This is a genomic window from Actinokineospora baliensis (assembly GCF_016907695.1).
GTDB lineage: Bacteria > Actinomycetota > Actinomycetes > Mycobacteriales > Pseudonocardiaceae > Actinokineospora > Actinokineospora baliensis.
The window spans coordinates 5,007,221-5,029,210 of record NZ_JAFBCK010000001.1; the positions used below are offsets into that span (position 1 = coordinate 5,007,221).

The window sequence follows — 21,990 nt, forward strand, 5'->3', positions numbered from 1 at the left end:
GGTGAGCGGCCTACCACCCGGGCGCACTCGGTGCCGAGCCCCGGGCGCTCCCGGCGTGCCAGCGGCGTGTTCCTCCCGCCCGAGCACGGCCTTCCTCTCGCCCGAAGGGGGACCACGTGGTGACATGCCCTAGACCAGGCTGCGCGGGCGAGATCGACGAGACCGGCTACTGCGACACCTGTGACCTGGCGCCCCCGGTTGAACGGCCCACCGCCCCGGCGCACTCCTCACCCAGCCCCGGGCCCTCCCGGCGCACCAGTGGTGAGTTCCTTCTGCCCGAGTACGACTTCCCCTCCGCCGTCGAGCGGGTTCGGGCCGATATCTCGCGGCCGAGCGGGGCGCGCCGGTGTCCGAACGAGGAGTGTCCGGACCGGTCGAGGTTGCCCGCCGAGGAGTCCGGCTACTGCCTGGCCTGCGGCAAGCCGTTCTCCTTCGCGCCCAGCCTTGCCCCCGGGACGGTAGTCGAGGACCGCTACCGCGTGTTGGGCTGCATCGACCACGGCGGGCTCGGGTGGATCTACCTCGCCGAGGCCACCCGCCTGCGCGACAGCCTCTGCGTCCTCAAAGGACTGATCGACCCGTCGGACGTCGCGTTGGCGGACGCGGAACTGTGGGCGCTCACCGAGATCGATCACCCGAACATCGTGCGGGTGACCGACTTCGTCCAGCACCAGGACCCGCACACCGGCAGGCCGCGCGGCTACATCGTGATGGAGTACGTGAGCGGTCTGCCGCTGAGCGAGGTGGCGCTGAAGGCGCACAACGGCGAACGGGGGCTCAGTGAGCCGCTGCGCGCGGAGCACGTGATCACCTGTGTGCTGCAGGTCCTCGCCGCGTTCGACTACCTGCACGGTCGGGGGTTGCTCTACTGCGACCTCAAGCCAGCCAACGTGATCATGCGGGCGGCGGGGCGGGACAACCGGGTCAAGTTGATCGATCTCGGCGCGGTGCGGCGGGTCAAGGACCCCTCCCGCGGGTCGACCGGCACCAAGGGGTTCCAGGTCTCCCCGGCCGAGATCGCCGAGCACGGGCTCACCGTCGCCTCCGACATCCACACCGTCGGCGAGACCCTGCACGTGCTCTACCGCGCCACCGCCGACCACACCGGGCAGCACCTGACCGCCGTCGAGCACAGGTCGCAGCGCGACAGGACCGCTGTCGGGCTCGCCGCGCTGGAGCGGGTCTGGAAGCGGGCCACGCACGAGGTGCCCGGTCGCCGGTTCGCTTCCGCGGCGGAGATGGCCGACCAACTGCGCGGGGTGCGACTGGAGATCGCGTCGTTGCGCGACGGCAGGCCACGACCGGAGCCGTCGACCGTGTTCGCCGCGGTGCCCGATGCGGCCGCCGCGCGGTTGGACGCCGGTCTCGGAGAGGTCCCCCAGTTGACCCGCTGGACGCGGCGCTCGCGCGCGATCCCGCTGCCCGACCTCGAACTGGCCGTCGACCAGCCCACGCCCGCCGCGGTCGCCATCGGCCTGCCGGTGCCGAGGGCGTTCGCGGACGATCCCGCCGCGACCGTGCTCGACGCCGCCGTGGCCGACGACCCCGCACGCCTGCTCGTGACCTTGACGGCCATCACCGAACCGACGGTCGAGACCCACCTCGCCCGCTGCCGCGCGAACCTGGCACTCGAGGACATCGCCGCCGCCGAAGCCGACCTGGCCGCCGCTCGGGCGCGGGCATCGGACTGGCGGATCGCCTGGCACGACGGACTCCTCAGCTTGGCGAAGGCCGAGACAACCGCGGCCCGGTTCTTCGAAGAGGTCTACCAGTCGCTGCCCGGGGAGATGGCGCCGAAGCTGGCGCTGGCCTACTGCGCCGAGCGCCAGGGCAACCGGGAGGAAGCCACCCGGCTCTACCTCGCGGTCTGGCGGCGTGACCACTCGGTGGCCAGCGCCGCGTTCGGGCTCGTCCGGACCCGCTTGGCCAAGGGAGACCGGGCGGGCGCGGTGGAGCTGCTCGACGAGGTCCCCGCCGAATCCCGCCACTACGACGCCGCCAGGGTCGCAGCGGTGCGCGTCCTCAGTGGACTCCTCGCCAACCGCGCCCGCCCCACGGACATCGACCTGCACGCCGCCACGACCCGGCTCGACGGCCTCTACCTCGATGGTGGTTCCCGCGCGGGCGAGTCCCGCACCCGGTTGGACACGGTGATCCAGGAGGCCCGGTTCGGGTGCGCCGCCGACGAACCCGACAGAGACCTGCGCGAGCGGCTTGAGTTGTGCTACCGCGCGCTCGCCCAGCAGGCCACCGACCGCAACGACCACTCCGACCTGGTCGACCTGTCCCACCAGTGCCGACCGTTCACCCTCCTCTGAGCAGATCGGAGACCGAATGGAGCGCCCCACCGGTTTCGGCCTTGAGGTCAGCCAGAACCCCTACCTGTCCACAGAGGACGACGAGATGCACGCCGCCCTGGTGGTCACGGGCGCGGGTGCGCTGCCCGACGCCGCCGCGCCGGAAGTGGCGCAGGTCGTGCTGGTCGACTGCTCCGGTTCCATGTCGTACCCGACCACGAAGATCGCCGCGGCCCGCACCGGCACGAAGGCCGCCATCGACGCGCTGCGCGACGGCGCGCTGTTCGCCGTGGTCAAGGGCAACGACATCGCCACAGCCGTCTACCCCGACCAGGGCCTGGCCAGGGCGGACGCGAGCACCAGGCGGGCGGCCAAGGACCGGGTCAACCGCCTCGACGCCAGCGGCGGCACGGTCATCGCCGCCTGGCTGGAGCTGGCCGAGCGGCTGCTCTCGGAGTACCCGACCGCCGTCCGGCACGCCATCCTGCTGACCGACGGGCACACCTTCGGGGTCGACGAGCTCGACCGCGTGCTGCGCCGCTGCGAGTCGGTGTTCAGCTGCGACGCGCGCGGCATCGGCGTCGACTGGCGGCCCGACCAGCTGCTGCGCATCGCCGAGGTGCTGCACGGCACCGCGGACGCGATCCGCCAACCGGCCGACCTCGGCGCGGACTTCACCGCCATGACCGAGGCCGCCATGGCCAAGCTGGTTCCGGAGCTGCGGATCGCGGTCCGCACGTCCACCGGATCCCGGCTGGACTTCCTGCGCCAGACCCACCCGGTGGAGGCCGAGCTGCGCGGCACCCCGGTCGACGAGCGGACCACGGAGTTCACCACCGGCTCCTGGGGCGCCGAGCGCCGCGAGTTCCACCTGAAGCTGACCGTCGACCCCGACGGCAGGCAGAGCAACACCAACGTCCGCATCGCGCGGGTGGACCTGCGGGTGCGCGCGGCGGGCGAGACCGGGTACCAGTCCGCCGCCGAGCCCCGCGCGGTCATCGCGCACTGGACCGACGACGTCAAGCTCTCCAGCGGGATCGACCCCAAGATCGCCCACTACACCGGCCAGGGGCAGCTGAGCGCCGCCGTGCGCGCCGGGACCGAAGCGCACGACCGCGGTGACCTCGACGGCGCCGCCGCGGGCTGGGGGCGCGCGGTCGCCCTGGCCACGGGGTTGGGCAACGACGCGGTCCTGCGCAGGCTGCACCGGCTGGTCGAGGTCGTCGGCGACCCCGCGGACGGCGTGGTCAGGGTCAAGGACGACCTCGATGTGGAGGACCTGCTGGCGGCTGCGGTCGGGTCGGCGCTCTCGAGCAGGAGCCCGGACTCCGACGTCGACGCCGACCCGCCGCCGGTCCCGTCAGGACCGGACGTGACCTGCCCGCGGTGCGGGCGGCAATGGCCGAGCGGCTCGGTGTTCTGCGGCGGGTGCGCGACCCGCCTCGACCCGTGATCCGCGCGCCCGGGCGGTACCTGGACCGGTCCACGCCGGGGCTGCTGACCCGGCTGCGCGACGTCCTCGTCGGGGCGGCGCTGCTCGTGCTGGTGGTGGCCTGGTTCGACTTCCGCGACGTCGACTCCCGGGTGCGCGACGTCGAGACGGCCGCGGCTCCCGCTGTGCTGGGCATCGCCAACGCCCGCGACGCGCTCGCCCGCGCCGAGCTCGCGGTCAACGAGACCTTCGCCTCCGGCCGTAGTCCGCTCACCGGCCCGGGCGAGGACTACCAGAACCAGATCGCGCTGGCCAGCCAAGCGCTCACCCAGGTCGCCGAGGACAACGTGGCGGGGGAGCGGGGCCGCACGCTGCTGCGGTCGGTGCAGGGCCTGCTCATCGACTACATCGGACTCATCGAGCAGGCCGACGCCCACCAGGACCGGACGAGCGGGGTCGTGCCGCCCCTGGCCACCGCCAACCTCTGGTACGCCTCGGGGCTGATGGACGACGTCCAGGCCAGGCTCGTCGCGCTGTCGGGGATGCAGCAGGAACAGATGCTCGCGGGCAGCCCGGGCGTGTCCGCCCCGGACTGGCCGCCGCTGGTGCTCGCCGTCGCGCTGGTCGCCCTGCTCGTGCTGACCCAGCTGTGGCTGCCGAAGCGGTTCCGGCGGGCGGTCAACGTCCCGTTGCTGGCCGCCACCGCACTCGCGGTGACGCTGGCCGCGCTGACGGCCGCGAGCCTCGACGCGCGCGCCGACCTGGGAGCCGCCAGGGGTGGGCTCGACCGCGTCGCCGCACGCCAAGCCGACCTCGTCACCGCCACCAGCGCCCAGGGTGACTTGCGGTTGCGGCAGTTCCTCGACAAGCAGTGCGCGACCTTCGCCTGCGGTACGGGAATCGACAGGTTCAAGCCACGGGATCCCGGCTCTGGGAAGGGGTCCGAGGCAGCGGTCGCCGAGGACACCGCGGTCGCCACCGACGCCATCACCGCCGCGGGTATCGGCGGCTGGGAACCGCTGCTCCCGGTCGCCGGTTTGGGCGCCGCCGCGTTCATCGCCCTGGGTTTCCAACTCCGACTAGCGGACTACCGGTACGAACGACGATGAGACGACTCGCCGCGCTGCTCGCCGCGCTCACCCTCACGGCCTCGGTCCTGACGGGCTGCTCCACCCTGGCCGCCACCACCGTCGTGACAATCCTGCACCCGTGGAGCGGCGCCGAGGAGGAAGCCTTCCGCCGCATCCTGGACGCGCTCGACGACGGTGAGCCGTACCGGATCGAGCCGGTCGGGACCTCGTCCTACCGGCAGGTGCTCGAACTCGGCCGCGCCCAGGGCGACCCGGTCGACATCGTCGTGCTGCCCAGCCTGGGGGAGTTGGCCGACTACGCCGGCGAAGACCTCGTCCGGGAGGTCACCGCGACCGAGCACCCGTACCCGTGGAACGTGTGGGAGCGCTTGGGCCGCCAGGGCGGGAAGCGCTACGGGGTGGCGGTCAAGGCGCAGCTCAAGAGCATCACCTGGTCGGACGGCAGCGGGCCGGGGTGGTGCATGGGGGTCGGTGACGCCTCGGCGCCGGGGTGGCCGGGGACCGACTGGGTCGAGGACATCCTGCTGCGCGACGCGGGCGCGAGCACCTACCGCCGCTGGGTGGCTGGCCGGGTGCCGTGGTCGGATCCCCAGGTCGTGGCGGCGTGGTCGACCTGGTTGACCGACTACGTCGCGGCCGTGCCCGGCGGGCCGACAGCCGCGCTGCTCACCAAGTTCGGTGAAGCCTCCGGCCTGCCGTTGCTCGCTCCTGACCGGACCTGCGCCAACGACCGCCGCTCGTCCTACGTGGCCGCAGACTACGCCGGGATGCGCCTGAACCGCTTCGACCGCGGTGGCGGGGTCGTGGTCTCCGCGGACTTCGCCGCGCTCGTCACCGGCACACCGGAGGCGGAGGCGGTGCTGGCCAAGCTGGCAGGCCCGGACACCCAGCGGCGTTGGCTCGACGCCGGGTCGGGCTACCCGCTCGACCCCGCCGTCACCCGGTCCACCGGCACCGAGGGCGCCATCGAGGGCCAGGTCCGCGACGCCCTCGCCGAGCGGGGTTCGCTGTGCTTCGACGCGTCCGACCTGATGCCCGTCGCCGAGCGGACCGCGTTCGAACAGGCCGTGCTCACGGTTCTGGAGGACCCCCGCCGCCTCCCCGACGTGCTCACCCGGCTCGACCGCACCTCGACCACCCCGGTCGACGACCGGCTCGACCTGCCCTGCGCCACCGCGAACTGACCCGAGGAGTCGACATGGCCGTGGAGTACGCGAGGTTCCCGCTCGCCGCGGGCGGATCGGTGCTGGTGGAGGTGGACGAGCCCGAGTCGGTCACCAGGGTGGCGCGGCCGGGCCGGGTCGTCGCCGAGGCGCGGGAGGCATTCGACACCGCGGTCGGCCAGGTCCGCGACGCGGCGGCGGTGGTGCTGGACAAGTTCGCCTCGATGGCCAGCGCCCCCGACGAGGTCGAGTTGAAGTTCGGCATGAAGCTCGACGTGGAGGCCGGGGCGGTGATCGCCCGCACCGGCGTGCAGGCCCAGTTCGAGGTGAAGCTCAAGTGGCGCCGCGAGGACGTCCCGGTGGAGGAGGTCCCGGTGGTCGAGAGCGCGCCGGACCCGAGCGGCCCCTAGCCGCGACCGGGCTCAACCCCGGTAGGTTGATCTTTGGTCTGTACCACGACGGGGTTGGGGGTTCGTGCGGATGAAGAGGCTGCTCGGGTTGGGGTTGACCGTCGCGGTGGTGTTGGGGTTGGTGGCACCGCAGGCTGTGGCGGAGTCGGGGTGGGGGTGGGCGGCCACGTGGGCTTCGTCGGCGCAGCGGCCGCATCCGCTGGTCAGTCCGGTGCGGGCGGTCGAGGGGTTCGACAACGACACCGTTCGGCAGGTCGTGCGGATCAGCGCGGGCGGCCCGGCCGTGCGGGTGCGGTTGTCGAACGCCCACAGCACAACGGCTTTGACGGTGGGCGGAGCGACTGTCGCGCTGGCGGGCGAGGGGGCGGCCGTTCGTCCCGGCACGGTGCGGCACCTGACGTTCGGCGGCAAGCGGACCGTGGTCATCCCAGCGGGCGGGGAGATCGTGACCGACCCGGCCCTGCTGCCCGTGGCGCCGTTGCAGCGGCTGAGCGTGACGCTGTACTTCCCCACCAAGACCGGCCAGGTCACCGGCCACACGTTCGCCGACGCGTCGACCTACCACGCCACCGGTGATCATCGGTCGGACACGGCGGCAGCCGCCTTCGGTGAGACGACCCAGTCCTTCTACTACCTCAGCGGCGTGGACGTCGTCGCCCTCTCGCCGCGGCGGAACGTGGTGGTGGCCTTCGGCGACTCGATCACCGAAGGAGCCGGGTCCACCCCGGACGCCAACAACCGCTACCCCGACGAGGTGGCCGAGCGCCTCAAGGGTCGCCTCCCCGTGGTCAACGCGGGCATCGGCGGCAACCGCGTCCTCAACGACTCACCCTGCTTCGGCCCCAAGGGCGTCGACCGGTTCACCCGCGACGCCCTCGGCCAGCCAGGGGTGCGCACCGTGATCCTGCTCGAAGGCATCAACGACATCGGCCTGCCCGACGTCGACTTCGAGTGCTCCCACCCCAGGACCCGCGTCACCGCCGCCGAGGTGATCGCCGGCTACCGCCAGATGATCCACCAGGCCAAGTCCCGCGGCGTCCGCGTCCTCGGCGGCACGCTCACGCCCTTCAAGGGCTTCGGCTACTACAGCGCGGAAGGCGAGGCCATCCGCGACCAGATCAACACCTGGATCCGCACCTCCGGGCAGTTCGACGCCGTGATCGACTTCGACCGCACCATGGCCGACCCCGCCGACCAAGACGCCCTCAACCCCGCCTACGACAGCGGCGACCACGTCCACCCCAACGACACCGGCTACCGCGCCATGGCCAACGCCGTCGACCTGGCGCTGCTATAGACCCCATCGGGTGAAACGGAGGCGGGCCCCCTACCGGAGCGCTCCCGCGCGGCGACTACCCATCAACCGAGACGATGGGGGAGCCCGTGAAGAGGATTCTCGCTGTGCTGGTCGCGTCCGCGCTGGTGGTGTCGCTGGTTGGTCCCGCGCACGCGGACGGTGACCCGGAGGCCGTGTACGTGGAGGTCTCGGCGCTGGTCGAGGCCAACGGCGCTCTCGGGGTGTACACCGACGAGGCGGGGTTCGTGGTCGTGTTGCCCGCGGGGAGCTCGGCCACCGAGGAGGACTTCCAGGTGACCGGCGCGCGGGTTCGACTCGTGCGCAGTGCCGTGACCCACGCCCAGGTCGACGCGGTTTCCGCTGACCTGGAGCGCCGGGCCTGGCACCCCGCGGCGGCGCGGTACTCCTACGGCTTCCACTTCGACGCCGAGACCGCCACCGTGGCCCTGGGCACCGACGCGCCGCCGGAGGTGGTGGCGCCGGTCCTGCGCGCCCACCCGCGGTTGATCAGCTACCGCCAGGCCGACACCGGACGCGACTCCAGGCAGAACGACGCACCCCCGCACTGGGGCGGCGCCGCGATCACCGACGGGGTCAACGCCTGCTCGGCCGGGTTCACCGTGCTCAACGCGGCGAACACCCGGTTCATGGTGACCGCGGGCCACTGCTTCACCCTCGGCAAGACGATCACGTCCCCGGTCAACGCGCACGCCTGGGGCACGGTGAAGTTCCGCGAGCCGTTCCCCACCTACGACCTGGAACTCCTCGGCGGCAGCAGCTACACCAACAACGTGTACAAGGGCGACACCACCGGCACCCAAACCCGAGTCAAGGGCGCCGCCGACCCCGGCCTCAACTACACCGGCTACTGCCGCAGCGGCATCATGACCGGCGAACGCTGCGGCAACAAGGTCACCAGCCTCACCGCCACCCTCTGCGACCCGGCCAACTCCTGCACCAAGAACCTCATCGCCTACACCGGCGGCACCCAATCCATCAAGGGCGACTCCGGCGCCCCCTTCTACGCCTACCACCCCGACGGCACCGGCATCCTGATCCGCGGCCTGCACCTCGGCCACAGCGGAACCACCATGTACGCCCACAAGTGGAGCACCGTAGCCGCCCGCTTCGGCGCCACCATCGCCGTCAACTAGCCGCGGGTCACGACTTCTGCTTGACGAGCGCCCACGCGAGCAACGTACCGACTGCGATGCAGATCAAGAGCATCGCACCCCGCAGAGCTGCTTGGCTGAGCACGCTGGTCAGGGAACCGCTTCGTCCGAACAAGGTGCTCATCAGCGCCAGCACGCAAGCCACCAGCAAGGGCAGGGTGACGAAGTACGGCCAGCGGCTGACCGGGTCCAGCAACGTCACCCGGACAGCCGCCCCGGCGCTGTCGTCGTGGCCCGCACGCGCTCGGGCCAGCGGAAACCGGATCAGTCTCCAGAGAACCAGGGACAGCGCCAGCATCACGAACGCGGCGGGCCAGTCCCGGGGAGAGGCGGTGATGGCGGTCGCGAGGGACGCGAGGAAGGTCGGGAAGGACACGAACATCGCCGCCCACAGGATCGTGGTGGTGATCGCGACCAACACCCGGGTCCGGACTGGGCGGAGGTCCTCCTGGTGCGCGCTGATGGTGAATCGCCTGGGCGACACAGGCTCGACGGCCATGGGAACGACCACCGGCTGCGGTGCGGGGCTGGGGGCGGGCGGCTCCGGGACCTGCGGCCGGGTCTGCGGAACCGGGATCGGCTGGGGTTCGAGCACCGGGGTTGGCGGTTCCGGCGGGGTGGGAGTGCGGCGCAGGACCAGGTCGCTGCTGGTGTCGGTGCTCTTGAACTTGGGCCGGGGCAGCGTGCGCTGGTTCATCGCCGCGACCAGGGACCGGTAGAGCTGCCAGGCCGGAGTAGCAGCAGTCCAGGATGAGCAGCTTGGTCCTCGCCGGGCTCTCCTCGATGAGCTCCTTGAGCCAGGTGAACGGCACAGCGGTGCTGTTGAGCATCGTCGGATCGGTCTGGTGGACCGTCCTTCGAAGACGCCCACTGGCCACCGCAGCTGCTCCACTATCGCCGATGCCGGGTCGGGGTGTCGAGCACCGCGTAGTTCGACCGGTCGAGGATGCCGCTGACCGGATCGCACAACGCGTCTTCGAGGTCGGTCAGGCTCCGTCGCTCCGCGGTACCGGCGCGTTACCGACCGCTACCTCGGTCACCCACCTGCTCGATGAGCCTCTCCACGTCCGCCCCCGCTCCGCACTCTGCGTCACCACCGAATCGGGTGTCATGTGTGCGGCTCAGTGTCCTTTTCGAACACCCTGCACCAGAGTGGGGTGCTGGACCGGAGGAAGGGGCAGGCCATGGCCAAGGCGAAGCAGGACGTCATCGGGGCGAAGTTGGGGTTGATGTTCGAGACGGTCGATGCTGATCACAACGGGTACCTGGACTGGTCGGACTACCGGAAGTTGGCCGAGCGCTACGTCGACGCCTACCACCTGCGGGAGGGGGATCGGCGGGCCAGGGCGTTGCACGCGTTCTTCCAGGCGTACTGGCTCGAACTGCTGCGGCACGCCGGGGTGGAGGACGACCGGTTGACGAAGGAGCAGTTCGTGGTGGCGAGCAGGTTGGCCAGCATCGACACCAGTCGGATCAACATCGCGGACGGGGCCGGGCACGTGATGTTCGACGTGGTCGATGTCAACGGGGACAACGAGATCAGCGAGGAGGAGTTCGCCAGGTGCCTGCGCGAGGTGTGGCGGACCGAGGCGCCTGAGGCGATCGAGGCGTTCCGGGCGCTCGACACCGACCGCGACGGGGCGATCTCGCGCGAGGAGTTCATCGGCGCGGTGCGCGAGCACCTGTTCTCCAACAACCCCGACGCGCCGGGGAGCCTGTTCTTCGGGCACATCTAAATGGTGTGGACCACATCGTCAGTGGTGTTCACGACCCGATAGCCGTCCTGGCAACATGTCTGGCACTTCGGCGGGTGGTGCGGCGCGGCCGCGGCCCGGTTGAGTGGGCGGATGCGAAGAATCACAGCCAGAGTCGTCGGGGGTGTGGCTGTGGTGGGTCTGGCCACCACCCTCACCGCCGTGCCCGCCGCCGCGGGCGACGAGGTCCTGCTCGGGTTCACCGCCGCGCATTCGGCCGCGCAGCAACGCATCGAGCGGGACTTCATGGCCGCGATCGACCCGGCGCAGGCCCGGGAGCTGAACACGACGATGTCGTCGCGGCCGCAGTTGGTCGGGACGGAAGGCAATCGCGCGGCGCGGGACTACGCGCTGGGCAAGCTGCGCCAGTGGGGGCTGCCCGCCCGCCAGGTGCGGTACTCCGTGTACGGGTCCGTCGCCAAGGACATCAAGGTCGAGATGACCGCGCCCACCCGGAAGTCGCTGAGCGTCAAGGAGAAGCCGTACCCCGGCCAGCGGTACCTGGAAGAGGCCGTGGTCGGCTACAACGCGTACTCGCCCGCCGGTGACGTCACCGGGCAGGTCGTGTACGTCAACTACGGCCTGCCCGAGGACTACCAGAAGCTGGCCGCACTGGGCGTGGACGTGCGCGGCAAGATCGTGCTGGCCCGCTACGGCGGCAGCTTCCGCGGCGTGAAGTCCAAGGTCGCCCAGGAGCACGGCGCCAAGGGCGTGATCATCTACTCCGACCCGGCCGACGACGGGTTCGTCAAGGGGCCGGTGTACCCGCAGGGGCCCTGGCGGCCCGCGGACTCCATCCAGCGCGGCAGCGTGCAGTACATCTTCGAGTACCCCGGCGACCCGCTGACCCCTGGTGAACCGTCCGTGCCGGGGACCGACCGGATCGACCCGGAGGACGCGGACAACCTGCCCCGCGTGCCCACCACCCCCATCTCCTACGGAGAAGCCCAGCACCTGCTGCGCGCACTGGGCGGCCCCGCGGTCCCCGCTGGGTGGCAGGGCGGGCTCGAGTTCCCGTACCACGTGGGCCCTGGGCCGACCGAGGCGCACCTGGGGCTGGACATCGAGTACCGCCAGCTGCCGGTGGACAACATCGTCACCGAGATCAAGGGCCGCAGCCACCCCGACGAGAAGGTCATCATCGGCGCGCACCGCGACGCCTGGGTCTACGGCGGCGGCGACAACACCAGCGGCTGGACGTCGGCCCTGCAGATCGCCTACGGCCTGTCGCGGCTGCAGAAAGCGGGCTGGCGACCCGAGCGGACAATCGTTATCGCGGGGTGGGACGGCGAGGAGTACGGCCTGCTCGGTTCGACGGAGTGGGTCGAGCAGCTCGCGCCCGAGCTGCGGCGCGGTGCGGTCGCCTACCTCAACATGGACGGCACCGCGGGCCGCTCCTTCTCCGCCGCGTCCGTGCCCGCCTTCGACGACCTGCTCACCGCCGTCACCAAGGCCGTCCCGGACCCCGAACACGGCACCGTCCACGCCAACTGGGCCGCCAGGGGCACCCCGAAGCCCGGCCGCCTGGGCAGCGGCTCCGACTACACCGCGTTCCTCGACCGCCTCGGCATCGCCTCCGCCGACCTCGGCTTCAGCTCACCCGGCGGCAACTACCACAGCACCATCGACGACCCGCGCTTCATCGACCGATTCCTGGACCCCGGCTTCCGCTATCAATCCGTCGCAGCGAAGACCACCGGCCTGACAGCACTACGCTTGGCCCAAGCCGACATCATCCCCCTCAACTACTCCGCCTACGCCCGAGAAACCCTCGCTTACCTCGCTGACGCGGCCAAACGCGGCGTTGACGTCACCGCTGCGACCAAGGCCGCTCAAGACTGGCTCCGCGCAACAGAATCCCTGGAGTCCACTCGCGACAGACTTCTCCACGGCAAGGGTGACCACGGCAAGTACGCCCGTCTGAACAGGGCGATCCTGGCCCAGGAACGAGCCCTGACCCGCCCCGAAGGCATCCCGGACCGCCCCTGGTACCGCCACCAGATCTACGCTCCCGGCACCTACACCGGCTACGCCGTCAAGGTGCTACCCGGCGTCAACGAACCTCTGGACCACAACGATCCCACCACAGCCACCCGGTGGCTGGCTCTGTTGACCAAGTCCCTCAAAACCGCCACCCAGGCCGCGGGCCATTGACCAGACTTGGGTTGCGTCGACCCGCTACTGGGTCGACGCGACCCACCCAACCCCGCCGCCGTGACGCGGAGAACGGGGTGATCAGGCAACGCGCGGTGGAGGTGATCAGCGCTCTCACCGCGCTGGGCGCCGTGGTCGTCGCCGGGCTCACGCTCATCGCCACCCAGGACCAGGTGACCGCCGCGCAGGAGCAGAGCAAAGCCGCCCTGCGCCAGAACGAGGTCGCCGAGCAGGGCCAGTTCACCGACCGCTACACCAAAGCCGTCGAACAGCTCGACCGGACCGGCGCCGACCACCTCCAGTCCAGGCTCGGCGCCGTCTACGCCCTGGAGCGCCTCGCCCGCGACTCACCCCGCGACCAGCCCAGCGTCATCGAGGTGCTCTCCGCCTTCGTCCGCACGACCTCGCCGAGACTCGCCCCCGCGGAATGCCCGGACCTACCTCCCGCGGCCGACATTCAAGCCGCGTTGACCGTCCTCGGCCGCCGCGACACCAAGTTCGACCAAACCACCAGGATCGACCTGAACAGCACCTGCCTGCGCAACATCAAGCTCAACAACGCCAACCTCGAGTACAGCGACCTGCGCGGCGCCGACCTCTACGACGCCCAACTCAACGACGCCACCCTGCGCCACGCCACCCTGGTCGGCGCCGCGCTTGTCGGCGTCGACCTGCGCAACAGCGACCTGGGCTCCGCCGACCTCAGCCAAGCCAACCTCGGCAACGCGGACTTCAGCTACGCCGACCTGAGCAACGTGGGGTTCCGCAAGGCCAACCTCAGCCACGCCACCTTGGAGAACGCCGAACTCGGCCTCGCCAACTTCACCAACGCCGACCTCCGCGGCGCCAACCTCACCGCAGCGGTGCACGACGAGATGACCCAAACCGGGGGTGCCCTTGTCGACGGCGCGACCAAGGGCGAGTGGTGGCGCTGACCGCCGGGCGGATCTGGTCAGAGCCAGCGATTGCGGCGGAACACCCGGTGCAGGACGAAGCTGGAGAACAGGACCACGGCGATGGCGATCGGGTAGCCGTACGTCCAGTGGAGCTCGGGCATGTGCTCGAAGTTCATGCCGTACACGCCGACGACCATGGTGGGCACGGCGATCACCGCGGCCCACGCGGTGATCTTGCGCATGTCGCCGTTCTGCTGCAGCGCCACCTTTGCCAGTGTCGCGTTGAGCAGGGTGGTGAGCACGTCGTCGTACTCGGCGATGCGCTCGGTGACGCTGGTGAGCTGGCCGTCGACGTCGCGTAGGCGTGAGCGCACCTGTTGCGGGACAAGAGAGTTGGGCGATTCGGCCAGCGCGCGCAGCGGGGCGACGAGTGGGGCGATCGCGCGGTGGAGCTCCACGATCTCCCGTTTCATCAGGTACATGTGCTCGGCGCCGACGGGGCTGCGCGGTGCGAACACCAACGCCTCGATGTGGTCGATGTCCCGCTCGAACGCCGCGGTGACGGCGAGGTAGTCGTCGACCGCCTTGGCGATCACGGCGTGCAACACAGCGGCGGGTCCCTGCGCGAGGCGGTCGGGAGTGGCCTCGAGCTCGCGACGCAGCACCCCCAGCCCGGTGATGTCGCGGTGGCGGATGGTGATGATGACCTCCGCCGCGAGGAACGCGGTGATCCCGCCGGTCTCGACGATCTCGCTGGCGGTGGTCGGGCTCTCGTTGGCGATGTGGCGCACCGTCGCGAGCCTCGCGGAGATCAAGTCGCGGTGCCCGCGCAAGCCCGGCCGCGGCATGCCGCCCTGTCGTGCCAGCTGGGAGATGCCGACTTCCACCGCGAGATCGGCGAGCTGGTCCTGGGTCGGTTCGAACAACCCGACCCACACGAACCCGCCGTCGAGCCGGGCCCGCGCGAGCGCCTCACCCGGCGTCCAGGTTCCCGGCACCCGCTCGCCCTCGCGGTAGAGCGCGCAGTCCACGATCCCCGCGGACGGCCGCGTTCGGGTGGACGGGCCTGTTCCAGCTAAGTCACCGCTGGTCATAACGGTCTCGATAGGAGACTTGAGGTCAGCACGCGGGCAACCGTGCCACACCCCCCGTCCTGCCGGTGTGAACGCGGACCGCTGGTCACCGGGCTCGCGGTAGCGCGATGACGATGGTGAGGCCGCCGCCGGGGGTGTCTTCGGCGGTGATGGTGCCGGACATCGCCTCGGTGAAGCCCTTGGCGACGCTGAGGCCCAGGCCGATGCCGGGGGTTCGGTCGCTGAGGCGCTGGAAGGGGGTGAAGACCGGGGCGTTCTTGGGGAGGCCGGGGCCGTGGTCGACTACGCGCAGTTCCACCTGGTCGCGGTGGGCGCTGGCTCGGATGGCCACCTCCCCGCGCCCGTGCCGGAGGGCGTTGTCGACGACGTTGGCCACCACCCGTTCGAGCAGGCCCACGTCCGCCAGCACCGGGGGCAGGTGCTCGGGGACGTCCACGGCCACCGCGTCCCGTTCGTCGATACCCGCCAGCGCCCGCGCCACGGCCTCGTCGTAGGTGACCGGCCGCAGCTGCGGTGCCACCGCTCCCGTCGCGAGCCGGGAGGAGTCGAGCAGGTTGTCCACCAGCCCGGCCAGGCGGTCAGCGGAGACCTCCACCGTCTCCAGCAGCTCCGCCGTGTCCTGTTCGGACAGTGCGAGGTCGGGCGTGCGCAGGCTCCCGACTGCGGCCTTGATGGACGTCAGCGGGGTGCGCAGGTCGTGCCCGACCGCCGACAGCAGTGCGGTCCGCAGTTCCGTGGTCTCGGCCCGTCGCCGTGCCTGCTCGGTCTCGACGGTCATCCGTTGCTGCCGCAGCGCCAGCAGCGCCTGCCCGGCCGCGGCTTCCAGCGCACGCTGGTCACTGGCGGGTAGGACCCGTCCCCGCAGCGCCAGGCGGACGTCCGCGGTCACCGGCACGTTCACCGTCGCCTCACCGCCCGAAGAGCCCGCGGCCGCGACCTCGTGCCACTCCCCGTCGCGCTGTTCGAGCAGGGCTACCGACTCGAGGCCGAAGTTCTCCCGCACCTTGGCCAGCAGCCGGTCCAACGGCTGCGGGCTGGTCAGCACGGTACGGGCATAGGACGCCAGCAGAGCGGCCTCGGTCCGCGTCCGCGCGCCCTGCTCGGCCAGCCGCGCCGCCCGGTCCACGACCAGCGCGACGAGCACCGCGACGATGAGCATCGCGATCAGCGTGACCAGGTTCTCCGGTGTGTTGACCGCGAGGCTGTAGTAGGGCTCGGTGAAGAAGTAGTTCAGCAGCCCAGCCCCGAGGAACGCCGTCGCGACCGCCGGGCCGAGGCCACCGACCAGGGCGACGACGACCGTGGCCAGGAAGAACCCGATCAGGTCGGTGGAGAACGCCACCTCGCCGCGGGTGAGCAGCCCTATCCCGGTGACCGCGAACGGCAGCACCACCGCGAGCACCCATCCCAGCAGCCGCCGCGACGGGGCCAACACGTCCCGCTCGACCTTCCACGGCCGCGTCCGCCTGGCCTCGTCGTGGGTGACCATGTGCACGTCGATCGACCCCGAGTCGCGCACCACCGCCGACCCGATGCCCTCGTCGACCGCTCGCGCCAACCGCGACCGCCGCGAGGTGCCGAGCACGAGCTGCGTGGCGTTGACCGCCCGCGCGAAGTCCAGCAGCGCACTCGGCACGTCGTCGCCGACCACGCTGTGGAAGGTCGCGCCGACGTCCCCGGTGGTCTTGCGGGACCGCGCCACCGACGCGGGCGACGGACCGGCGAGACCGTCGCCACGCATCACGTGCACGACCATTAGCTCCGCACCGGCCCGCACCGCGATCCGCCTGGCCCGCCGGATCAAGGTCTCGCTCTCCGGTCCGCCGGTGATCGCGGCGACGACGCGTTCGCGTGCCTCCCAGGTGTCGGTGATGCTCTGCTCGGCCCGGTAGCGCTGCAACGCCACGTCGACCTGGTCGGCCACCCACAACAGCGCCAGCTCGCGCAGCGCGGTCAGGTTCCCGACCCGGAAGTAGTTGCCCAGCGCGGCGTCGATCTTGTGCGCCGCGTAGACGTTGCCGTGCGCGAGCCGCCGCCGCAGCGCCTCCGGGGTGAGGTCGACCAGCTCGACCTGCTCAGCTCGGCGCACCACGTCGTCCGGCACGGTCTCGTGCTGCTCGACCCCGGTGATGCGGGTGACAACGTCGTTGAGCGACTCCAGGTGCTGCACGTTGACCGTGGACAGCACGTCGATCCCGGCCGCCAGCAGTTCCTCGACGTCCTGCCAGCGCTTCGCGTTGCGGGAACCGGGGACGTTGGTGTGCGCGAGCTCGTCGACCACCGCGACCTCTGGCGCGCGGGCGAGCAGCGCGTCGACGTCCATCTCGGTGAACTCGCGACTGCGGTGGTGCACCTGAGCTCGGGGCAGCACCTCAAGGCCCGCGACCAGCTGCTCCGTCTTCTCCCGGCCGTGGGTCTCGACCAGGCCGACCACGACGTCGGTACCGCGCTCGCGGCGGCGGTGCGCCTCGCCGAGCACTGCGAAGGTCTTGCCGACCCCGGGCGCCGCGCCGAGGTAGATCCGCAGTTCGCCGCGCTTGCGCTCGTCCATCTCTGTCCAACTCCCGGGGCGGGCGGGTCGCCGGGTGGCGACCCGCCCAGGCTGTCACTTCGCGGACTCGAGCGCGCGGTTGAGTGCCGTGACGTTCACAGCAGGCTCACCGAGGATGCCCAGGCCACGGCCGTCCGTGCACTCGGTGATCAAGGCGCGGACCACGTCCTCGGACAGGCTGTGGGCGCGGGCGACCCGGGGCACCTGGAGCTGGGCGTAGGCGTCGCTGATGTGCGGGTCCAGACCCGAGGCGGACGCCGTCACCGCGTCCTGCGGGACCCGGTCCTCCGAAACCCCCTCACGCTGGGCGACCGCGGTCCGACGCTCGGCGACGACGGCGGTGTAGTCCTCGTTGAGCTCGCCCTTGTTGGATCCCCCGGACGCCGGGAGGGTCGCCGCCGACGGCCGGGGGAAGAACCAGCCGTCGCCGTCCCGGGTGACCGCGACCAGGGTCGTGCCGGTGGCCTCGGCGTTGGCCTGCAGCCCCGGCAACCGGGAAACCGCCCACACGGCGGCGGGGTAGAGGACGCCGGTGATGAGCGTGAGCACGAGCAGGACGCGCAGCCCGGCGAGGGCCTGCTTGGCGAAGGTGGTCATGTCAGCCGATCCCGGGGATGAGTCGCACGAGCAGGTCGATGAGCCAGATCCCGGCGAACGGGGTGACGATGCCACCGACGCCGTAGACGAGCAGGTTGCGCCGCAGCAGCGCCGAGGCGCTGGAGGGCTGGTAGTGGACGCCGCGCAGGGCGAGCGGGATCAGCACCACGATGATCAGCGCGTTGAACACCACCGCCGACAGGATCGCGGTGTTGGGGGAGTGCAGGCCCATGACGTTCAGGCCGCCGAGCTGCGGGTAGATCGCGGCGAACATGGCTGGCAGGATCGCGAAGTACTTGGCCAGGTCGTTGGCCACGGAGAACGTGGTCAGCGCGCCCCGGGTGATCAGCAACTGCTTGCCGATCTCCACGATCTCGATCAGCTTCGTCGGGTCGGAGTCCAGGTCGACCATGTTCCCGGCTTCCTTGGCCGCGGAGGTCCCGGTGTTCATCGCCACGCCGACGTCGGACTGGGCCAGCGCCGGGGCGTCGTTGGTGCCGTCGCCGGTCATCGCGACCAGCCTGCCGCCCTCCTGCTCCGCGCGGATCAGCGCCAGCTTGTCCTCGGGCTTGGCCTCGGCGAGGTAGTCGTCCACCCCGGCCTCGCCCGCGATGGCCTTGGCCGTCAACGGGTTGTCACCGGTGACCATGACCGTGCGGATGCCCATGGCCCGCAGCTGCGCGAACCGCGCCCGCATACCCGGTTTGACCACATCGGACAGTCGGATGACCCCGAGCACGAGATCGTTGTCGGAGACCACCAGGGGAGTGCCGCCCTGGGCGCTGATCCCGTCGACCACGCGCCCGGTCTCCTCGGTCAGGACGAAGCCGCTGGCCGCGCCCTTGCGGATCCGGCGGTCGCCGAGGTCGATGCCGCTCATCCTGGTCTGCGCGGTGAACGGGACGAACTCGCCGGTCTTCTCCCGGTCGGTCGGCTCGGCGGCGCGCCCGTACTCGGTCACGCACAGCTCCACGATGCTGCGGCCCTCCGGGGTGCCGTCGGCCAGGCTCGACAGCCGGGCCGCGTCGACCAGGGTGTCCATCGAGGTGGTCCCGACCGGGATGAACTCGGTGGCGCGGCGGTTGCCCCAGGTGATGGTGCCGGTCTTGTCCAGCAGCAGCGTGTCGATGTCGCCCGCGGCCTCGACCGCCTTGCCCGAGGTGGCCAGGACGTTGCGCTGCACCAGCCGGTCCATGCCCGCGATGCCGATCGCGGAGAGCAGGGCGCCGATGGTGGTCGGGATCAGGCAGACCAGCAGCGCGGTCAGCACGATCACCGACTGCTCGCCGCCGGAGAAGATCGCGAACGGCTGGAGCGCGACGACGGCCAGCAGGAAGATGATCGTGAGGGTCGACAGCAGGATCGTCAACGCGATCTCGTTCGGCGTCTTCTGCCGCTGCGCCCCCTCCACCAGGGTGATCATGCGGTCCACGAAGGACTCACCGGGCTTGGTGGTGATCTTGACGATGATCCGGTCGGAGAGGACGGTGGTGCCGCCGGTTACTGCGGATCGGTCGCCGCCGGACTCGCGGATGACGGGCGCGGACTCGCCGGTGATGGCCGACTCGTCCACGGTCGCGATGCCCTCGACCACGTCACCGTCGCCGGGGATCACCTCGCCCGCCTCGACGACGACCAGGTCACCGACCTTGAGTTCGGTCCCGGGCACAGTCTCGCCGGTGGTGAGGCGCGCGACCGCGTCCTTTTTGGTCCTGCGCAGCGACTCGGCCTGAGCCTTGCCGCGTCCCTCGGCGACGGCTTCGGCGAGGTTGGCGAACAGGACGGTCGCCCACAGCCACACCGCCACCGCGACCGTGAACACGCTCGTGTCGCCGACGGCGAAGACCGTGACCAGGATCGACCCGACCCAGACGACGAACATGACCGGGTTGCGCAGTTGGTGGCGGGGGTGGAACTTGCGTAAGGCGTCCGGGAAGGAGCCGAGCAGCTGATGCGGGCTGAACGCGCCTGCGGCGACCTGCCTGGTCTCCTCCATGGTTGGGGTTGTCACAGCAGGGCCTCCGCGATGGGACCGAGAGCGAGAGCGGGGACGAAGGTCAACGCGGCGACCAGCACGATCGCCCCGGTCAACAAGGACGCGAACAGCGGGCCCGTTGTGGGCAGCGTGCCCGCTGTGACGGGGACCTTTCTCTGCTGGGCCAGCGAACCGGCCAAGCACAGCACCGCGATGATGGGGATGAAGCGGCCCAGCGCCATGCACACACCCAGCGACGCCTGGAACCAGTCGTTGGTCACGGTGATACCCGCGAAGGCGCTGCCGTTGTTGTTCGAGGCCGACGCGTAGGCGTAGAGGATCTCGGAGAGCCCGTGCGCACCGGGGTTGTTGAGGGCCGCTTGCGTGCTGGGGAGCAACGCCGCGATACCGGCGCCGATCAGCAGTACCGTCGGCATCGCCAGAATGGAGATCGCCGCGGCGGTGACCTCGCGCCTGCCCAGCTTCTTGCCCAGGTACTCCGGCGTGCGGCCGACCATCAAGCCCGCGAGGAACATCGTGATGATCGCCATCACCAGGATGCTGTAGAGACCAGTGCCCACACCACCAGGCGTCATTTCGCCGAACAGCATGTTCAGCAACGTCCCGCCGCCGCCCAAACCGGTAAAGCTGTCGTGCATCCCGTTCACCGCGCCGGTCGAGGTGGCCGTCGTGGTGTTGGCGAACAACGCGGTCGACGGGATGCCGAAGCGCATTTCCTTGCCCTCCAACGGACGCAGCCCGTTGGCCTCGGCGATCCAGATGACGCTGAGCATCGCCGACCACAGCACACCCATGACGCTGAGCAGGACGTACCCCTGCTTGCGGTTGCCGACCATCGTGCCGAAGGTGCGGGTCAGGGAGACCGGGATGACCAGGATCAGGAAGATCTCGATCAGGTTCGACCAGCCGTTGGGGTTCTCGAACGGGTGCGCCGAGTTCGCGTTGAGCACCCCGCCCCCGTTGGTCCCCAACTCCTTGATCGCCTCCTGCGACGCGACCGGTGCCGTGGCCACCTGCTGTCCGTCCACAGTGACACCCTGCTTGAGACTCATGACGACACCCGTGGCGACCAGCACGATCGCGAAGAGGCTCGCCACCGGCAGCAGGATGCGCAAGGTGCCGCGGACCAGGTCGACCCAGAAGTTGCCCAGCCGGTCGGTCTGGTTGCGCGTCAACCCGCGTACCAGCGCGATCGCCACGGCCATGCCCACCGCGCCGGACACGAAGTTCTGCACCGTGAGCCCCGCCATCTGCACGGTGTGGCCCATGACGGACTCGGGCATGTAGGACTGCCAGTTCGTGTTCGTCACAAAGCTGACAGCGGTATTGAACGCCATCCCCGGCGAGACAGCGCCCCGACCGAAGTCGAACGGCAGAACCGACTGAACCCGTTGCAGGACATAAAGAAGAACCACCCCGACGAACGAGAACCCGATCACCGCCTGCGCATAGGTCCCCCACCGCTGCTGCGATTCAGGATCCACACGCGCAACCCGGTAGACAACCCGCTCCACCCTAGAGTGCTTGCTACTGTTGTAAACCCGAGCCATGTAGTCACCAAACGGCCGATACACCAAGGCTAAGGAAAGCAGCAACAACCCGACCTGCCCCAGACCGGCCACAGTAGACGACATCAAAACTTCTCCGGCCTAATCAACGCCACGACCAAATACCCAACCAACACCAACGCCAACACCCCACCCACAACGTTGGCCAAAACCCCCGTCCCACTCACAACCGCCCCAACCCCCGCACCGTCAGCGCCAGCAGGAGGAACACGCCTATCAGCAGCACCGCGTACCCAAGATCCGCCACAGCCCACTCCCTTCCACCAAGCGACCCACCGCGGATCGCAACGCCGGAAGAGTGCACGCCAAACCCCCCGATCCACCGCCCCCTTGACGCGTCCTTGACACCCCTGACCGGGACCTTTACGCGTTGTTGACACCCCTGCGACCCACGTCTCGTCGCGGCACCCGACAGGGGGGCGGCTGGAAGACTCACTGGACGTGATCAGCTGCGGGCAGCCTTACCACGCAGTCACACTCCTGCACGCAAGCTGAACGGCGATCAGGTTGACGACCTG

17 protein-coding genes are annotated in these 21,990 nt (G+C 70.5%); 10 read left to right on the plus strand and 7 right to left on the minus strand.

Features of this window, described 5'->3' with window-relative positions:
- The first annotated feature begins 116 nt into the window (after window positions 1-116).
- From JOD54_RS22900 to JOD54_RS22930, 7 genes are all read left to right on the plus strand, one after another.
- A complete protein-coding gene (locus JOD54_RS22900) occupies window positions 117-2,318 on the plus strand; it encodes a serine/threonine-protein kinase (RefSeq protein ID WP_204452994.1) in 2,202 nt (733 codons plus the stop codon).
- 16 nt (window positions 2,319-2,334) lie between these two features.
- Complete coding sequence (locus JOD54_RS22905; protein WP_204452996.1) at window positions 2,335-3,750, plus strand: vWA domain-containing protein; 1,416 nt, start codon at window positions 2,335-2,337, stop codon at window positions 3,748-3,750.
- Window positions 3,696-4,838: a GlnX family signal transduction membrane protein gene (locus JOD54_RS22910; protein WP_204452998.1), complete on the plus strand. Its 1,143-nt coding sequence runs from the start codon at window positions 3,696-3,698 to the stop codon at window positions 4,836-4,838. The genes JOD54_RS22905 and JOD54_RS22910 overlap by 55 nt, the downstream gene beginning before the upstream one ends.
- The gene (locus JOD54_RS22915) at window positions 4,835-6,004 is read left to right on the plus strand and encodes a hypothetical protein (RefSeq protein WP_204453000.1); all 1,170 of its coding nucleotides are present in this window, start codon (window positions 4,835-4,837) and stop codon (window positions 6,002-6,004) included. The genes JOD54_RS22910 and JOD54_RS22915 overlap by 4 nt, the downstream gene beginning before the upstream one ends.
- A gap of 14 nt (window positions 6,005-6,018) precedes the next feature.
- A complete protein-coding gene (locus JOD54_RS22920; RefSeq protein WP_204453002.1) occupies window positions 6,019-6,393 on the plus strand; it encodes a CU044_2847 family protein in 375 nt (124 codons plus the stop codon).
- 70 nt (window positions 6,394-6,463) lie between these two features.
- Window positions 6,464-7,690, plus strand: coding sequence for an SGNH/GDSL hydrolase family protein (locus JOD54_RS22925; protein WP_204453004.1), 1,227 nt, complete (start codon window positions 6,464-6,466; stop codon window positions 7,688-7,690).
- 86 nt (window positions 7,691-7,776) lie between these two features.
- Entirely contained in the window at window positions 7,777-8,844 is a 1,068-nt protein-coding gene (locus JOD54_RS22930; RefSeq protein WP_204453006.1) for a chymotrypsin family serine protease, read from the plus strand.
- Window positions 8,845-8,851: 7 nt separating this feature from the next.
- Here the strand turns inward: JOD54_RS22930 and JOD54_RS22935 are convergent, their stop codons facing one another.
- Window positions 8,852-9,559 carry a hypothetical protein gene (locus tag JOD54_RS22935; RefSeq protein ID WP_204453008.1) on the minus strand — a complete coding sequence of 236 codons (708 nt, stop codon included), beginning with the start codon at window positions 9,557-9,559 and terminating at the stop codon, window positions 8,852-8,854.
- Window positions 9,560-10,046: 487 nt separating this feature from the next.
- Between JOD54_RS22935 and JOD54_RS22940 the strand changes: the two genes are divergently transcribed.
- The 3 genes from JOD54_RS22940 (at window position 10,047) to JOD54_RS35725 (ending at window position 13,705) form a co-directional block, all read left to right on the plus strand.
- The gene (locus tag JOD54_RS22940; RefSeq protein WP_204453010.1) at window positions 10,047-10,598 is read left to right on the plus strand and encodes an EF-hand domain-containing protein; all 552 of its coding nucleotides are present in this window, start codon (window positions 10,047-10,049) and stop codon (window positions 10,596-10,598) included.
- Window positions 10,599-10,709: 111 nt separating this feature from the next.
- A complete protein-coding gene (locus JOD54_RS22945; protein WP_239573481.1) occupies window positions 10,710-12,770 on the plus strand; it encodes a M28 family peptidase in 2,061 nt (686 codons plus the stop codon).
- Between the two features lie 77 nt (window positions 12,771-12,847).
- Window positions 12,848-13,705: a pentapeptide repeat-containing protein gene (locus tag JOD54_RS35725; protein ID WP_204453011.1), complete on the plus strand. Its 858-nt coding sequence runs from the start codon at window positions 12,848-12,850 to the stop codon at window positions 13,703-13,705.
- Between the two features lie 17 nt (window positions 13,706-13,722).
- Here the strand turns inward: JOD54_RS35725 and JOD54_RS22955 are convergent, their stop codons facing one another.
- The 6 genes from JOD54_RS22955 to kdpF all read right to left on the minus strand — a co-directional run bounded on the left by JOD54_RS22955 (window position 13,723) and on the right by kdpF (window position 21,639).
- A complete protein-coding gene (locus JOD54_RS22955) occupies window positions 13,723-14,760 on the minus strand; it encodes a magnesium and cobalt transport protein CorA (protein WP_204453013.1) in 1,038 nt (345 codons plus the stop codon).
- An 85-nt stretch (window positions 14,761-14,845) separates the two neighbouring features.
- Window positions 14,846-17,311 (minus strand): DUF4118 domain-containing protein, encoded by a 2,466-nt coding sequence (locus JOD54_RS22960; protein WP_204453014.1) that lies wholly within the window; start codon window positions 17,309-17,311, stop codon window positions 14,846-14,848.
- Window positions 17,312-17,365: 54 nt separating this feature from the next.
- Window positions 17,366-17,908, minus strand: coding sequence for a potassium-transporting ATPase subunit C (locus JOD54_RS22965; protein WP_204453016.1), 543 nt, complete (start codon window positions 17,906-17,908; stop codon window positions 17,366-17,368).
- Window position 17,909: 1 nt separating this feature from the next.
- On the minus strand, window positions 17,910-19,904 hold the full coding sequence (kdpB, locus tag JOD54_RS22970) for a potassium-transporting ATPase subunit KdpB (RefSeq protein WP_204456480.1): 1,995 nt from the start codon (window positions 19,902-19,904) through the stop codon (window positions 17,910-17,912).
- Between the two features lie 11 nt (window positions 19,905-19,915).
- Window positions 19,916-21,538 carry a potassium-transporting ATPase subunit KdpA gene (kdpA, locus tag JOD54_RS22975; protein ID WP_204453018.1) on the minus strand — a complete coding sequence of 541 codons (1,623 nt, stop codon included), beginning with the start codon at window positions 21,536-21,538 and terminating at the stop codon, window positions 19,916-19,918.
- Complete coding sequence (gene kdpF, locus JOD54_RS22980) at window positions 21,538-21,639, minus strand: K(+)-transporting ATPase subunit F (RefSeq protein WP_204453019.1); 102 nt, start codon at window positions 21,637-21,639, stop codon at window positions 21,538-21,540. Before kdpF ends, kdpA begins: the two co-directional genes overlap by 1 nt.
- Window positions 21,640-21,990: the final 351 nt, after the last annotated feature.